This window comes from Hoyosella sp. YIM 151337 (assembly GCF_026041215.1).
In the GTDB taxonomy this organism is placed as follows: domain Bacteria; phylum Actinomycetota; class Actinomycetes; order Mycobacteriales; family Mycobacteriaceae; genus Hoyosella.
Window position 1 is genome coordinate 15935 of the sequence record NZ_JAPEIQ010000028.1, and the last position, 15266, is coordinate 31200.

Consider the following 15266-nt stretch of genomic DNA (forward strand, 5'->3'; position numbering starts at 1 on the left):
GAGGTTTCCTAGTCGAGGAAAATGTCCGGCATCAGCGGCCCATCGCCAGGTGTCACACGGTACTTCTCAAGGTCGGTGATGCCGTTGTCGGCGAGCACCTCATCATCGATGTAGAAGTTACCGGATGCGCCCGTCGATGTGAGGACGTAATACGCCGAGTCCGAGACGATCTCAGGGGTTCGCGAGTTGTCCACCATCTCGGAACCACCGAGAATGTTCTTCACCGCGGCCGTCGCGATGGTGGTGCGCGGCCACAGCGAATTCACCGCGATACCATCGTTTTTCAGTTCTTCGGCAAGCCCGAGCGTCGTCAGCGACATCCCGTACTTCGCGATCGTGTAACCCAGGTGGGCACCCGCCCACTTGGGGTCGAGGTTCAGCGGCGGCGACAGTGTCAGGATGTGCGGGTTCCGACCCGCTTTCGCCGATTCCCGCAGGTGCGGCAGTGACATCTTCGACAGCAGAAATGATCCGCGGCAGTTGATGTCCTGCATCAGGTCGTACTTCTTCATCGCCAGGTCAGTCGTGTTGGACAAATCGATCGCACTGGCATTGTTGACCACGATGTCGATGCCGCCGAATGTGTCGACGGTCTTCTGCACCGCCTCAGCGACTGACTCATCAGAGCGCACATCCCCGAGAATCGGCAGTGCCTTGCCGCCAGCCGCCTCGATCTCCTCGGCAGCCGTGTGGATCGTGCCGGGGAGTCTGGGATGCGGCTGATCGGTCTTCGCGACGATCGCCACGTTCGCGCCGTCCCGCGCAGCACGGACAGCGATAGCTAGCCCGATGCCGCGCGAGCCGCCCGACATGATGATCGTCTTCGATTCGAGAGATGCCACGTTGCAACCTTTCTTGGTAATGCCGCGAGTTCACGCTCCGCCCATCCTTCACTGGATGCGGAGACCTGACAACCTCGTCACCGGTTCGCGGCGTGCAGGAGATCCGCTGCCTTCTCGCCGATCACGACGCACGGAGCGTGCGTGTGGCCGCGAATGATCGTCGGCATCACCGATGCGTCCGCCACGCGGAGTCCCTCGACGCCACGCACTTTCAGTTCGGGGGTGACGACGCTTTCCTTACCGGTGCCCATCCGGCACGTTGAGGTCGGGTGATACAGGGTGTGGCTGTACCAGGTGAGAGCTTCCTCGAGGGTTTCCTCGATCGTGTCTTTCTCACGCTTGGGCTGCAGGAACTTCCCAATTTTCCCGCCGAGCGGCTGCGCTGTCGCGATCCGGTGCGCTATGCGCAGGCCTTCCATGATCGCTGCCCGGTCGGCGCCATCAGCGTCGGAAAGGTATTTCGGGTCGACGACAGCTTTCGCGGTCGGATCAGCGGAACGCAACGTCACGGTGCCTGTACTCCGTGGCTTGAGCAGGATAGGTCCGAGGCCAATGCCGTGGCCCGCTGGGACACCGATGCCTTCATCGTAGAACGGGGCGGCTCCGAAGATGATCTCGATGTCCGGGAGTTCGAGATCGGGGTTGCTGCGGACGAACCCGTACGCTTCACCCACGTTGGATGTGAGCATGCCGCGGCGCCGCGCAAGGTAATTGATGAGCTGCAGCGGTTTCTCCGCGTCGAAAAGGGTGCCTGTGTCGACCGCGAAGCCGATCAGCGAAACAAGATGGTCGAGGAGATTCTGGCCCACACCGGGAAGGTGATGCACCACCGGAATGCCGTGCTCCCGCAGCTGTTGCTCGTCACCGATCCCCGACAGCATCAGCAACTGCGGGGTGTTGATCGCTCCGCCCGACAGGATGACTTCCTTGCTGGCGGTGATGACGTGGGTGGCGCCGTCTTTCTGGTATTCGACGCCGGTCGCGCGGGTGCCGTCAAAAACGACGCGAGTGGCGTGGGCGCCGGTGATCACGCTGAGGTTCGAACGCTTGCGCGCGGGCTTCAGATACGCGTCCGCGGTGCTGAAACGCGCGCCGCGCCACTGGTTGACCATCGTCTCAGTGAAGCCCTCAGGCTGCGGTGTGTTGGCCCGTTCGCGTTTGAAGCCAGCGTTCTCGGCGGACCGCAAGAAATCGGTCGTCCAGCGGCTTACGTTTCGCTGCCGCGACACGTGCAACGGACCGTCGCGGCCTTCGTCAGCCTCGCGCGCACCTTCCACGGATTCGATCCTGGCGAAGTACTTAGCGACGCTGGCGAACGACCATTCGGCACCGGCGGCCTGCGCCCAATCGTCGTAGTCGGCTGCGTATCCGCGCACCCACATCATCGCGTTCATCGACGACGAGCCACCGAGCATTTTGCCGCGCGGATAGAATACCTGACGGTCCCCAAGCTCGGGTTGCGGAGTGGTCAGATAGTTCCAGTCGAGCTCGGTCTGGAACAGTTTCGAGAACGCGGCGGGGATGTGTGCGTACTGGTTTTTGTCGACAGGGCCAGCTTCGAGCGCGATCACCGTGTTGCCGGACTTTTCGCTGAGCCGTGCCGCCAGTGCGGCGCCGGACGACCCCGTTCCGACAACCACGTAGTCGGCGTTGTGCTTGTGCATGTGTGTTTCTCCGAATCGTGGGTCAGCCGCGCAGGGCGGACGCGAAAATCTGGGGCAGACGGGTCCAGCGCGGATCCGCGGCAAAGCCAGTGAGCAGCTTCCCGGTTTCCGCTGCCGTTTTGTTGCCGACGAACCATGGCGGTTTCGGTGAGATCGCCCATTCGCGGTGGAGCACTGAGCGCGGTGACGGCCGGAATGGTCCGCGGACGACGGTCCGCTCGACGCGGTCGATGAGCCAGGCGTTGTGGACGACGCCGATTCCGCTTTGCACATCGTCAACGGTGTGGCCGGGGAACGCGCCCCAGCTTGCGGTGGGTGTCAGGAAACCGACACCGGTCCAGGCATTGACCGCCACCGTGCCGTAGCGCAGATCTTCGATGAGCTGGTCGAAGTCTTCACCGAGCTCCTTGATGGTCGACGGGTGGGCGACGATGTTCGCGCCGAGCGTCCCGGCGAGATGCTCGTTCGCGGTCTTGGCGGCGAGCTGAGCGAATTCTTTTCCAGTGCCGGGGATTTCAAGGACACCAAGCACCGGAGCGAAGTACTCAGTGGACAGCAGCGCCTCAGATTCTCCGGGCACGAGATTGCGGACGAGCAGCCGCCCCTGGCCTGGTCCGAGCCCCACTGCGTCGGGGTAGCTTTCCCGCGCCTTGGCGATTCGATCGTCGCTGCCCGGGTAGTACGGGGGGCGGGCCGGAGCGTTGCCCATCGCGTTCTGCAGCGCGGTGAGGAATTCGGCTTTCTGGTCCCAGTCAGCGGACACGATGATGGCCTGCGCGGCCACACAGTTGTAGCCACCGTTATGGAGACGCTGCGTGGCGATGTGCTCGGCCTGGAACTCCATGTCGGCGCGGTCCCATTGTCCGGGCATGACGATGGTGGGTGATACCCCACCGAGCTCACTGGTTATGGGCTTGTCGAGCTTCGGGTTCCCGTCACGCTTACGCTCGGCAGCTTCGTCACCCGTCCCCCACACGATCGCGTCGTGCGTCGCGGCGCTGCCCGTCATGTGCACGTGGGCGACGTCAGCGTGGTGAACAAGCTCAGTTCCCACATCCGCTCCGCCGGTGAGGATGCGCAAAGCGCCGACCTCAATCAGCGGGGCGAATATCTTCTTAAAGACCGGGAGCAGCGGATCTGTGACGGGGTTCAGTTTGAGCGCGACGACCCGGTTATGCGCGAACAGCTCATACAGCACGTCGAGCGGCGCAATGGACGTGATATTGCCCGCGCCGAGAACAACTCCGATGCCGTTGGTCTTCTCGGGCGTCAATTGGGTGAGCCCAGCGTTGGTGCGGGCAGCTGCGGGGCTGACACCGCGCTGCAGCCACACCTCCGCGCTGAAGCCGTTGAGTAGCAAAGCGTCAAAGAGGTTCGCTGGCAGCGCCCGGACGGTGACGTGTTCGCCAGCCGCTCCGAAAACCGCGTCGGCGAGGGGGCTCTTTCCTGCCGCGAGTTTCTCAAGCGTCTCCGCAAGCGCGCCCAGGCTGGCAGCGAGGACGTACGGACCGGAGATCCATTCCTCCCCGCGCAGCGCCGAATCGGGTTCGAGGCCTTTGTACCCCGCTGCCGCCTCTACCCACTCAGCCGCGTGCTTGGCGGTCAGTGATCGGACCTGGTTTAACAGGTCACGCCGGCGGGTGAGAGACAGGCCCGCCCATTTTTTCTCTCCGGCCGCGAGGTCTGACAGTGCGGCATCAACGGTTTGGGTCGCCACAGGTGCATCTCCGATATCCGTACGAAAGGGAACATGTCCATTGTGTCTGTGCCAGGGCACTATCTGAATGTGCCCAAGACGCCGATTTGTCCAGCGTTCCTTGTGCGCAAGCACAAGATGCGTGTGACTCAGATCATGGCTTGCGGTTACACTACCGGTATGGCGCGCATTATTTCGGGTTTATCGTCACGCCTCGCTGCCGAACTTCTCACTTCAGTGGATTCGATGGCTGGCGAGCTCGCATCCCGCATCGTCGCCGCCGACCGGTACTACTCAGACGCCCCCCTGCTGACTCCCGAACAGCTCCGTGAAGCGTGCGAGGGCAACCTCCGAGCGATCGTCGACGTGCTGGCTGGCGCACCCGCGAATCTCGATGCGGCGCGATCCGCGGGCCGCGTGAAGGCTGAGCAGGGCGTGCCGATCGCAGCGCTGCTCCACGCATACCGCCTTGGTGGCCGGCTGATTTGGGAGGAACTCACCGCCCGTGCGGCTGGGCCCGGCGACCCTGAGTTGCACGACCTCGCGGCACGGCTTTGGGAAGCCGTCGATGTCTACTCAGACGCCGCCGTCGAGGCGTATCAAGAAACCGAGATCTTGCTCGCGCACGCCGACGCGCAAACACAGAACCGTTGGGTGCGCTCACTTTTCGACGATCATCGGGAGAATCCTGCTCGGGTGCTCGAAGCGCTGCGGACTCTGGGGCTGCCGGAAGGCGGGCCGTTCGCCGTTACGGTAATCGAAACCAATGGCGACCCCATATTGCCAAGCACGCTGGCACACACGATCAAAGCTGCTGGAACCGAGTCGGTATGGGATGTTCAGACGGACTCGTGCATCGGGCTTCTGGCAGGTCCACCCGGCGCGATCGAACGCGCAGTGGATAAGCTTGCGCCGCTGGGCCGCACCGGTCTGAGCGCACCATTCACGAGCCCACACCGGATCTTCGCCGCGGTGTCGGATGCGCGCACTGCCTGCCGATCCGCCGCGCCGGGCTGCCCCGAGCCAGTCAGATTCGGAGATGCGCCGCTCGCCCATCTCGTCGTGACGCTGCCCGACGCAAGCCGGCGAGCCGCCGCACAGATCCTCGGACCGGTGCTCAGCCTTCCGCAACCTGAGCGCGATGACCTCATCGACGTGCTGCATGCCTGGTTCCGTTGTGGCGGATCCGCCGCCGCGGTTGCTGACGCTTTGCATTGTCACCGCAATACGGTGCGGTACCGGTTGCGCAAGATCCGTGATGTCACTGGCCGTGACACCACGGATCCCGCTCAGTCCGCTGAATTGTATTTAGCGCTCCAGGCTGTGCTTTTGCTATGAAGGCCTGTCACGCGTCGTAGTCGACGTCAACTTGGTGCGTGGTCGGCCGCGACTGGCACGTCAGCACGTAGCCCGCGTCGAGTTCGTCGTCGGTGAGGGCATAGTTCATGTCCATTTCGACATGGCCGGTGATCAGTTTGGCGCGACAGGTACCGCAAGCTCCGCCCATGCACGCGTATGGCGCGTTAGCGCCCGCCTGCAGCATCGTTTCCAGCACGGTCTCTTCACCCGATGACACGTTGGAGTAGGTCTTGCCGTCAACTTTTGCGGTAATCGAGGCGGCGACGCTATGCATCTCCCCCGCGGGCGCGGGCGCGTCAGCATGGAAGAGTTCGAGGTGAACCCGATCGGCTGGCACTCCGCTCGTCGTGAGCTGTGCACGAACGTCGTCGATGAGCGCCTGCGGCCCGCACAGGTACCACGCGGTCACGTCCGCGTTGCCCAGCTCGGCCACTGCATCCGCGGTGATGCGTCCGTCTTCGAAGCGCTCGTACGAACTGCCGTCAGCACTGGGGCTTTCCGCACTGCGGAAGTGAACGATGCGCAGGCGGCCTTCGAACTGCCGCGCCAGCATGGAAAGCTCATCGGAGAACATCGTGGTCTCCGCGCTCCGGTTGCCGTAGAGGAGCGTGAAGCGGGCGTCTTCGTCGAGGCTGAGCGTGGTGGCAAGCATCGAGATAACGGGCGTGATGCCGCTGCCTGCCGCAACGCCCACATAGTGAGTCCGTTTGCCGGTCTTGTGGTCAAGCGTGAATCGGCCCGACGGCGGCATGACGTCAAGCGTCATCCCTGCTCTCAATTCATCGTTGAGATAGTTCGAGACGACACCATCCGGGATCCGCTTCACCGCGATCCGCAGCAGATCCGACGTCGCTGACGTGCAGATCGAGTACGTGCGCCGATGGCGGGCGCCGTTGACCGTCAGTTCAAGGGTGAGATGCTGGCCGGGCCGGAAGCGGAACGCGTCGCGCAGATCGTCCGGAACATCGAACGAGATCGAAACCGCGTCGGGCGTCAAGCGCCGCACTTCGCTGACGGTGAGTTGATAGAACGTCGACGCGTTTGTCGCACCGTCGTCGGCCCGCAGCGAATCCGTGAGCCTGCGCCACGCGCGATACTCCGAGGTGGTGAGTTCACGCCCCCACGCGCTCGCGATCGGAACGTCCTGCTCGAGGTACGCCTGCTCGTTGTTCTTCCACGCCGAGATGTACCGGTAGAACGGGATCGCCGGGTGCAAGTGGTGCACGAGGTGATAGTTCTGATACAGCATGACGGGGGTGAGCAGCCACTCCATGCCGACGCGCACACGGGTCGCTTTGTAGCGGTTCTCCGCGGCGGTCTCGGGGAGGCCGTGGTGCGGCAGCCAGTCGAACCACCACGCAAGGACAGTGAGGCCTATGCGCTGCGGAATGAGGTAAATCACCAGCAGGTACCAGCCGAACCCCGCGGCAATGAGCCAGCCGAACACGGCGAGTGAACCGAACAGAAGGGCGAACGATTCGGCGACTTCGCGGTGCGGCCGCCGCACGATCTGCCCATCTCGCTGCCGGAAGCCAGTGCCGGCCCAGTGGCCCAGCGCCCGCCAGTCGATGGCTTTACGCAGGTAAAAGACCATGTACCAGAGGTCGATCGTGGCCCAGCGAAACGGCAGTTGCAGCGCGGGGCCGTGGCTCGTCCAGGCGTCCGGGTCGCGCGTGACCTCTTCGTTGGTGTTGCGGTGGTGCTCGATGTGGATGTAGCGGATCAGCGGAAAGGCCCCATACACAGCGACGAATGGCACGGACAGCCGCCCGAGGGCTTCGTTCACCCAGGTTTTGCGGCCCGCCGCGTGATGCGTCGTTTCGTGCAGCACAGTGAACATGGTGAACGTGACGATCGCATGCAACGGCACCGTCACCCACGCCGTGACGCCCGCGCCGAGCACGAGCCACGTCGCGAATATCCAGAGGGCCAGCGAACCCACCCACAACGCAAGCGTGGGCAGCGAGACATACGGCATTGTGATGCCGGGATCAGGGACACCCTTCCTGACTGCGCGAGCCTCGGGCTCGCTCAAGATTGGTGCCTGCTTCGTCGATGAAGTGTGCACGGTGTCGGTCACGTCGGCTCCGATCAAACTGTGTGGTGGTAATCATTCGGACCACGAATGATTGCGACACTATCAGAGAAACCGCATACTTTCTAGACACCAGTTGTACTTATGTAAAGGAGTTACTCGTGGCGCAGGTACTAGTTCCAGCAGAGATCGCCGATCACACGACGTGCCTGCTTTCCCGGCTCGGCCAAGCCATGTACCGCCTGACGGAAGACGTGTTCGCGCCGTTTGCGCTGCGCACCCGCCACTACACCGTCCTCACACTGCTTGCGGCCTCCGGTCCCACCGGTCAGCACGCGCTCAGCGCCGCGCTGCGTATCGACCCCGCGACAATGGTGTCCGTCATCGACGACCTTGAAGCGCTCTCCTGCGCCGAACGCCACCGCGACATCCTCGACCGGCGGCGCATACTCGTCGCGATCACTGACAAGGGTCAGGACACGCTGACGCAGATGGACGCGGCGCTCACCGAGATGAACGACCACCTCCTCGCCGATCTCGACAGCGCGCAGCGCGACACCTTGCATCAGCTGCTCCGCACTCTCAGCGACGGCCCGACCGTACCGGCCGCGCTAGACCGGGCACGGAGCTAGCTACCGAATTGCGGCTTCCGCTTCTCCAGGAACGCGGCGACGCCCTCCCTGCCATCCGTTGAGGCAGCGGCACGCTCGATCGCGTCAGTCTCCGCAGTCAGTTGAACGGCGAGTGAGTTGTGGGTGGACTCGTTGAGCAGCCGTTTGATAGCGCCCAGAGCGGTGCGGGAGTTTGCCGCCAGCCGCTGCGCGAGCGCACGAGCCTCGGGCACGACTTCCTCATCTGTGGCCGCACGCTGCGTGATCAGCCCGAGCGCGAACGCATCGTCGCTGGAGACCTTCCGGTTGGCGAGGAGGATGTCGGCGGCGCGTCTGCGGCCCACGATCCGGGGCAGCGTCCAGCTGAGGCCACCGTCGGTCGAGTAACCGATTGCGGGATACGCCGGAACGAATGTCGTCGACGGACCGCCTACCGCGATGTCCGCCGCACACGCCAGGCTCATGCCACCGCCAGCGGCATAGCCGCGCACCGCGGCGATCACGGGAACCTCCGTGTCGATAATGGCCTGGACGAACTCGTGGAACCCCTCCGCCAGACCGCGCACATACTGTCCCGGGTCATCGGCAGAACCGAACGCTTTGACGTCCCCACCGTTGCAGAAGTTCGGCGCATCTCCGCCGGTCAGCAATATCACGCGAATCGTCGAGTCAAAACGGATTACCGACGCGGCCTCCCGCAGCCCGGGGATGTCGAGACTCTGCCCACGCTGAGCATTCGCGACAATAACCGTCGCGACGCCGGATTCCACTGAAATGGCCACGCCTACCTCCTGATCGCGTCGAGCAATTCTCGCACAGCGGCCCGTCCAGCCCGATTGGCACCGATCGTCGACGCTGAGGGGCCGTACCCAATGAGATGGATCCGCGGATCCTTCGCTACCTGCGTCGCAAGTTGACCGGTCATCTGGATTCCGCCGCCCGGCCCGCGCAGACCCAGCGGCGCGAGGTGGTCAAGCGAGGAGCGAAAGCCCGTGCACCAGAAGATGATGTCCGCAGCTTCAAAGGTGCCGTCAGGGTAGCGAACCCCGTCTGGTTCGATCCGTTCGAACATCGGATGCCGGTTAAGTACGCCGCGCCGCTGCGCCGCGCGCACGTCGGGCGTCACGGGGATGCCCGTCACCGAAACAACCGAACCGGGCGGCAAACCCCGGCGAACCCGGTCTTCCACCAGCGCGACAGCCTTGCGGCCCACGTCCACAGTGAAAGGTTCATCGCGGAAAACCGGCTCAGAGCGGGTCACCCACGTTGTTGTCGTGACCCGGGATATCTCGTCGATCAACTGGACCGCGGAGATGCCGCCCCCGACGACGATGGTATGACGGCCCGCGAACTCCGCTGCCGTGTGGTAGTCACGTGTGTGCAACTGACGGCCCCGGAAGGTGTCCGCGCCCGGATAGAACGGGATGAACGGGCGTTCCCACGTTCCCGTCGCGTTGATGAGACCTTTTACCGACAGCGTCCCCTGTGACGTCTCGACGTTCAGCCGTCCGTCATCGGTGCGGTCACAGACCACCTGTACCTTCACGGGCCGCTGAACCTCGAGACCGAACCTGCGTTCGTACTCGGCGTAATAACGCGGCACCGCATCAGCGGCGCGCACCTCACGGACGTCGCCGTCAAGCGTCTCAGCGAAACGCATACCGGGCAGGTCACTGATCCCGTTGACCGTCATGAGCGTGAGGGACGGCCACCGGAACTGCCACGCGCCCCCAGGGTGTGGCGCGCTATCGAGCACCACGAAATCGTCGACCGGAACGAGACCCGACTTGCGCAGAAAGTAGGCACCGGAGAGACCAGCCTGGCCGGCGCCAATAACGGCAACTTCGGGATCGCGTTTCATTCAGTACCCTGCCGCCGTTACCCCGAGCAGCCCCACCCACACGAGCACTCCCGCAAGCAACAGGAGCGTGGTGAGCCACCCGATGATGATCCCAGCGAGGGCAATGCCGTCGCCCTGTTCCCCGGTCGCCCGGATCTGGCCGCGCGCGACATGTCCCAGAATGGCGCCGACGAACCCCAATGCGCCGCAGCACACAAACGCCGACACCAGCGACACAACGAGTGAACCGATGGCGAGACCGTTCGTGCCTGGCGGCGGCACGTGCGGGTACTGGTAGCCCGGCGGCGGATAGTTCGGCGCCCCGTATGAGGGGGGCAATTGCGGAGGCGGCATACTCGGATCCCAGCCAGCGCCACTGGGTGGTTCCGGCGGTGCACCATACGGGGTGCCCCACTCGAAACCGGGAGGATACGGCTGTCCGTACGGTGGCGGGCCACCCTGGCTAGATGACTCGTCGTTGCTGGATGGATCCCGCGGCGTGCTCACCGCACGAAGATATCGGAAGTTGGTGCGCCCTGCCGGATCACTCCCCCTTCTCGGGCAAACCGGCGTCGTGGACGATGATCGCAACCTGCACGCGATTGTCGCACTGCAGCTTGGCGAGCACCCGAGACATGTATGTCTTTACAGTCGGAATGCTCAGGTGCAGAGCAGTCCCGATTTCGGAGTTCGTTTTGCCCTCCGCCACTGCGAGCGCAACGTCACGCTCACGGTCGGTCAGCAGGTTGAGTGTCTGTCGCGCGTCAGCCTGCCGCTGTTCTTGGGCGGTCACCGGCTCCGATGCGGTGACATGCGCGACGAGCCTGCGCGTTACCGTCGGCGAGAGGACGGGCTGCCCCGCGGCAGCTTTGCGAATCGCGTCGAGGATGTCACGTGGCGGTGTGTCTTTGAGGAGAAATCCATCCGCTCCCAGCCGAAGCGCACGCAGCACGTGGTCATCGGTGTCGAACGTCGTCAGCACAACAACCGCGGGGGCAGGCCCAGCGCGGCGCAGCCGTTCGAGCGCGGTGAGGCCATCCATCACTGGCATTCGGATGTCCATCAGCACGACGTCCGGGTGTAACGCAGAAATCAGCCGAAGCGCATGCGAACCGTCGGGTGACTGTCCTACCACGTCAATCGCAGGGTCAGCACCGAGCAGCAGGGCAAGCCCCGATCGGACCAGTGCGTCATCATCCACGAGCAGCACTTTGATCTGTGGGTTCACTGGCGGCACGGGATCCACACTTCCAGATGGAATTCTGGCTGCCCGTCCGCGCCGCGCCGCACTCCGTGGCGCAGCGTGCCACCCGCGAGCTGCACACGCTCTTCCATGCCGATAAGGCCCTGACGTGCGCCGGGCGCCGCGATCGCGTGCCGCATCAACGTGTTGTAGAGGTGAATGTGTATTTCCTCGGCGCTTTGCTCCACCGACACCGTCACCGGTTCGGTGGGCGCATGTTTGCGCGCGTTAGTGAGCCCCTCCTGCGTCACCCGGTACAGGGTGCGGCCCAACGAATCCGGGATGGCTGCTGGATCGTCTATCGCCTCGGCGTACTGGATGTCCTGTCCGCCCGCCTGGGCGCCCGCGATGAGTTGTGGTAGGTCGGCGACTGACGGCTGGGGCCGCTGCTTATCTCCGGGTTCACTCTCCCCGCCGTCAACACTCCGGAGCACCCCGAGAATTTCGCGAAGATCATCCAGCGCTTCCCGAGCGCTCACACGGATCACGCCGGCCGTACGGGCCACTTCTTCGGGTGTAGCGTCCGGCCGCACTTCCAGCGCGCCGGCGTGCAACGTCACCATGGAGATACGGTGCGCCAGCACGTCATGCATCTCCCGGGCTATCCGCTCTCGTTCGAGACTGCGCAGCCGCTCAGCTTCGCTTTCCGCCAGTGCCGCAGTGCTGCGGGCCTGTTCACGCAGCTCGCTGAGATGCCGGCGCCGATTCTTCGCCCACCGCGCCCATAGCGCGACGATCACGATAACGACGATACTGAACGTGATGTAGGCGATTTGTTCAGCTGCGATGACGCTGGCGCGCAGGTAGTAGGTGACGACCACTGCGATGTGGCCGGCGCACACAAGAAGAGTTGTGCGCAGCGAGCGCCGCACTCCGACCGCGAAGATCGCGAACAATGCCGCCAGACCTGCGAAATCGGTGAACAAGGAAATCACCATCAGCCCCACCGCGATGTGCACCGGCCACTGCCTGCGCCACAGCAGCGCGAGGCACCCCAGCACCGAAACCACCAACGCGGCGACGAAATACACGCCGATCGGCAAACCATTGGTGTAGTGGGCATCGACCGCGGCGGCGACAACAATAAGAAGGGATGATCCGACGGCGAACACGTCGGCGGTGATGTCGCGCAACGAGCGTGCCCTCATGAGCTGACCAGCGGGCGCCAGTACTGCTTCACCCCTGATTCACGGACCGTGTACTCGAGTTTCTCGATCTCGGAACGCAACTCCGCCACGTCGTCGGCGGCCTTTTTTCGCAGCGCCTCCTCTCGGGCTTTCAGCAGCGCATTCACTCCTGGCGGCAGCTCGGGCATCGACGGAATCCATCGCCGGTAGAGGTCGTCATACGGGTCTTTCGCGAACCAGGGATATCCGTGCGTGCGGAAGGCGTCAGCTAGCTCGTCGTCGGTCGACTCGTGGTGGTCGCGGAAGATCTGTCGCGACTCGCGGTCGAGGATCACCAGGCTCCGCCCATCGGTGAAGACCGCGCTAATATCAGCTTTTGGGAGCTGCCGGGACGTGTCTTCCTTTTTGAGACGCACCTCCTCGTTCGTGACCGTGACGGTCAGGCAGCTGAAGACAGCGAACACTGCGAAGGCGAGCCCCAGGATGAATCCGCCGCCCAGAAATATTGCGGCGGACCAGCGCTGGTCAAGCTCCGATACCAATTCGAGGGGGCCACGCATCGGCACCCACGGCAAACCGAGCGCCCATCCAGCGACGCGCGGCAGGCTATAGCCGATCGCCACCCCGGCTAGCGGAGCGCCTGCCAGCCACAATGCTTTCAGCGGCGCGGACAATCCAAGGGTGGTCGCCGACTCACGCGCTGACGCCTTCTTGCTCATGCTCCCACGTTATTTAATGTGGCTCCTGGTGGGCATCGGCCGAAGGTCTTGTCATTCGCTTGCTGGCGATCGACTTTGGTATGACTTTCAGGGCGGTGGACGCCCGGCGAGACCGCCATGCGGCGGCATGGTGACGCGTGTGATGCCGCTGCGACTGCTCCAGAGCACAGCCCCGGCTTCGAGAAGCACGCATGTCCATTCCCGTGCGGTCTTCAGCTGGTGGTGCAGGGGGCACAGGGGCTGCAGGTTGGCCGCGATCGTCCACCCACCGAGCAGGGGGTGCTGGTGGTTGAACGCCACGCGGTGATCCAGCTGACACCGCCGCGATGGCACATTGCATCCTGGGAAGACGCATGTCGGGTAGACCGCGTGCACGACCGCGGTGGTCGCGGCGGACGGCCGGTATGTCAGCGCCCCCTCGGGGGGCGCGAGGTACCCTCCGTGCCCCTGCGGGTCGATGCCGTGCGCCAGCTCCGGGTTCATCGCGATCGCGTCGACGAAGTCGTCGAGCTGGGAACCGACACCCGCTACAGGCTTCGGTGTAACTCGGGCTTCACAGCCGAGGCTTAGTGTGCCCGGGCGGTACCGCTTGCGGCCAGCGGCGACATAATGCCTGCACGACAGCGCTCGCGACGGTGCTTCGGTATTTGGTACGAGGGAACGCATTTCGGTGAGCAGCCCGCGCCACGTCGCATCTTGCGCGAGAGCGCGCACCGCTGCGGGTGTGAGAGGTGTGCCGTCGGGCAGGTGGCCGGGATCATTGGATAAGCCCAGCAACGTTTCGATGCCGACAACGACATTCAGCAGATGCCCACGCCGAGCGGGCTGCTGTGCGGAACGGGCCGATGCGCACTCAGCCCGGCCACACCGGCACGCGAGGACTGTCTCACCGTGCAGCAGCGCCACCAGTGCATCGGCACGCCGGGATCCCCGGGTGCGCGGGTCAGCGGGACAGAGACTATCTGCAAGCTCGTTGATAAGCGTGCTGGCTTCGGCACCCTCGACATCGGTGAGACATGCGGTGAGCCAGGACAGCCCGTCGTCTCCGCCCCGGACATATGCCGTGCGCTCGGCGTCGCGGCGGTGCGCTTGCGCTGCAGCTGCCTCATCGGGTGCCGCGCGCATCCACAGGCGCCACACCTCTTTGCGCAACGGGCCCGGCGTCAAGTGCTGAGCTGCTGCGACAACGTCGGCTTCAATCGCAGAGACAACTTCCGCGCTGGCCTCACGCAGTATCGAGCAGACAGTGCGCACCTTCGCATAGTCGATCTCACCACGCGCGAACGCCTTGTCGACCTCCAGAAGCTGGAACACCAGTACTTGCGCGACTTCGATCATGGTTTGTGCGGTGCGCCGTGAGCACCCGAGAAGCACTGCCGCCTCGCAGGTCGCTGCATTGGAGGCAAGCAGAGGATCACCGTCGCTATCGAACGCTTCGTCTAACCGGCTCTCCCACAGGTCACGCGCGGCGTGGATTTTTCGGCGTGCGGCGACATTTTCCTGGTAGCTGTACGAAGCGACATTAGCCAGCTGTGCTGCCACGTCGTCAGCACAAGTGACTAGCGGCAGGACGTCCAGGGTGTCGAACACATGTTCGATTCTAGCCGGAAATGTCTCGTTCCACAAGAGCGTTTCGCGGCTGTAGCGAGCTACCGTGTCCGCAACCAGTCGGCCACCGCGTGCCCGGTGCCAAAACCCCAGGGTTTCAGCTGGGCGGGCGGTACCCGTTTGATCTCGTCGAGTTCCTCGTTGAGGGCGATGGCGCCTTCCGCTTCCACGTGGTACGCGATGATGATCTGGTTCATCTGCTCGAACGGGTAATGCCCGACCAGCGAGACAGCAAGCGGATCGAGTGAAAGTTCTTCTTTGACTTCGCGTTGCACACCGGTTTCCGGCGTCTCCCCCGATTCGAGAAACCCCGTGATGAGCCCGAACCACGTTGGTGGCCAGGTTTTGTTGTGAGCGAGAATGATGTCCCCTTGATGTTCGACGATCGCGGCGACGACGGGAACCGGGTTCGACCAGTGGATAAATCCGCACTGTGGGCAGCTGCGGCGCACGACCCCGTCGATCGCTGCATCCTGCAGTGGCGCAGCACAGCGCGGACAGTAGCGGAATTCGTTCATTTCG

The 15266-nt window shown here is 63.9% G+C and carries 14 protein-coding genes; 2 read left to right on the forward strand and 12 right to left on the reverse strand.

All coding sequences use genetic code 11. The features are described from left to right. Positions 1 to 8: 8 nt before the first annotated feature. The 3 genes from ONR57_RS14110 to ONR57_RS14120 all read right to left on the reverse strand — a co-directional run bounded on the left by ONR57_RS14110 (position 9) and on the right by ONR57_RS14120 (position 4223). The gene (locus ONR57_RS14110) at positions 9 to 842 is read right to left on the reverse strand and encodes an NAD(P)-dependent oxidoreductase (RefSeq protein WP_265124153.1); all 834 of its coding nucleotides are present in this window, start codon (positions 840 to 842) and stop codon (positions 9 to 11) included. Positions 843 to 919: 77 nt separating this feature from the next. Further along, positions 920 to 2506 (reverse strand): GMC family oxidoreductase, encoded by a 1587-nt coding sequence (locus ONR57_RS14115; protein ID WP_265124154.1) that lies wholly within the window; start codon positions 2504 to 2506, stop codon positions 920 to 922. A 22-nt stretch (positions 2507 to 2528) separates the two neighbouring features. Continuing rightward, a complete protein-coding gene (locus tag ONR57_RS14120) occupies positions 2529 to 4223 on the reverse strand; it encodes an aldehyde dehydrogenase family protein (RefSeq protein WP_265124155.1) in 1695 nt (564 codons plus the stop codon). Positions 4224 to 4382: 159 nt separating this feature from the next. On the opposite strand from ONR57_RS14120, the gene ONR57_RS14125 reads away from it, so the two are divergent. Next, positions 4383 to 5540, forward strand: coding sequence for a CdaR family transcriptional regulator (locus ONR57_RS14125; RefSeq protein WP_265124156.1), 1158 nt, complete (start codon positions 4383 to 4385; stop codon positions 5538 to 5540). 7 nt (positions 5541 to 5547) lie between these two features. On the opposite strand, the gene ONR57_RS14130 is transcribed toward ONR57_RS14125, so the two are convergent. Next, entirely contained in the window at positions 5548 to 7641 is a 2094-nt protein-coding gene (locus ONR57_RS14130) for a fatty acid desaturase (protein ID WP_265124157.1), read from the reverse strand. Between the two features lie 116 nt (positions 7642 to 7757). Between ONR57_RS14130 and ONR57_RS14135 the strand changes: the two genes are divergently transcribed. Continuing rightward, positions 7758 to 8228, forward strand: a complete 471-nt coding sequence (locus ONR57_RS14135) for a MarR family winged helix-turn-helix transcriptional regulator (protein ID WP_265124158.1) — start codon at positions 7758 to 7760, stop codon at positions 8226 to 8228. On the opposite strand, the gene ONR57_RS14140 is transcribed toward ONR57_RS14135, so the two are convergent. From ONR57_RS14140 to ONR57_RS14175, 8 genes are all read right to left on the reverse strand, one after another. Further along, on the reverse strand, positions 8225 to 8989 hold the full coding sequence (locus tag ONR57_RS14140) for an enoyl-CoA hydratase/isomerase family protein (protein WP_265124159.1): 765 nt from the start codon (positions 8987 to 8989) through the stop codon (positions 8225 to 8227). The two genes, ONR57_RS14135 and ONR57_RS14140, sit on opposite strands and share 4 nt — an antisense overlap. 2 nt (positions 8990 to 8991) lie before the next feature. Continuing rightward, positions 8992 to 10068 (reverse strand): NAD(P)/FAD-dependent oxidoreductase, encoded by a 1077-nt coding sequence (locus ONR57_RS14145; RefSeq protein WP_265124160.1) that lies wholly within the window; start codon positions 10066 to 10068, stop codon positions 8992 to 8994. Beyond that, positions 10069 to 10554: a DUF4190 domain-containing protein gene (locus tag ONR57_RS14150; protein ID WP_265124161.1), complete on the reverse strand. Its 486-nt coding sequence runs from the start codon at positions 10552 to 10554 to the stop codon at positions 10069 to 10071. Positions 10555 to 10591: 37 nt separating this feature from the next. Continuing rightward, complete coding sequence (locus tag ONR57_RS14155; RefSeq protein WP_265124162.1) at positions 10592 to 11275, reverse strand: response regulator transcription factor; 684 nt, start codon at positions 11273 to 11275, stop codon at positions 10592 to 10594. Continuing rightward, positions 11272 to 12438 (reverse strand): histidine kinase, encoded by a 1167-nt coding sequence (locus ONR57_RS14160; protein ID WP_265124163.1) that lies wholly within the window; start codon positions 12436 to 12438, stop codon positions 11272 to 11274. The genes ONR57_RS14155 and ONR57_RS14160 overlap by 4 nt, the downstream gene beginning before the upstream one ends. After that, on the reverse strand, positions 12435 to 13136 hold the full coding sequence (locus tag ONR57_RS14165; protein ID WP_265124164.1) for a hypothetical protein: 702 nt from the start codon (positions 13134 to 13136) through the stop codon (positions 12435 to 12437). Before ONR57_RS14165 ends, ONR57_RS14160 begins: the two co-directional genes overlap by 4 nt. 87 nt (positions 13137 to 13223) lie before the next feature. Further along, on the reverse strand, positions 13224 to 14726 hold the full coding sequence (locus tag ONR57_RS14170; protein WP_265124165.1) for an HNH endonuclease signature motif containing protein: 1503 nt from the start codon (positions 14724 to 14726) through the stop codon (positions 13224 to 13226). A 59-nt stretch (positions 14727 to 14785) separates the two neighbouring features. Continuing rightward, positions 14786 to 15262, reverse strand: coding sequence for an NUDIX domain-containing protein (locus ONR57_RS14175; RefSeq protein WP_265124166.1), 477 nt, complete (start codon positions 15260 to 15262; stop codon positions 14786 to 14788). Positions 15263 to 15266: the final 4 nt, after the last annotated feature.

Bases quoted from the DNA above. Each gene is read 5' to 3' on its own strand.
- ONR57_RS14125 (WP_265124156.1), top strand. From the start codon at position 4,383: ATGGCGCGCATTATTTCGGGTTTATCGTCACGCCTCGCTGCCGAACTT.
- ONR57_RS14145 (WP_265124160.1), bottom strand. From the start codon at position 10,068: ATGAAACGCGATCCCGAAGTTGCCGTTATTGGCGCCGGCCAGGCTGGT.
- ONR57_RS14175 (WP_265124166.1), bottom strand. From the start codon at position 15,262: ATGAACGAATTCCGCTACTGTCCGCGCTGTGCTGCGCCACTGCAGGAT.
- ONR57_RS14160 (WP_265124163.1), bottom strand. From the start codon at position 12,438: ATGAGGGCACGCTCGTTGCGCGACATCACCGCCGACGTGTTCGCCGTC.
- ONR57_RS14165 (WP_265124164.1), bottom strand. From the start codon at position 13,136: ATGAGCAAGAAGGCGTCAGCGCGTGAGTCGGCGACCACCCTTGGATTG.
- ONR57_RS14115 (WP_265124154.1), bottom strand. From the start codon at position 2,506: ATGCACAAGCACAACGCCGACTACGTGGTTGTCGGAACGGGGTCGTCC.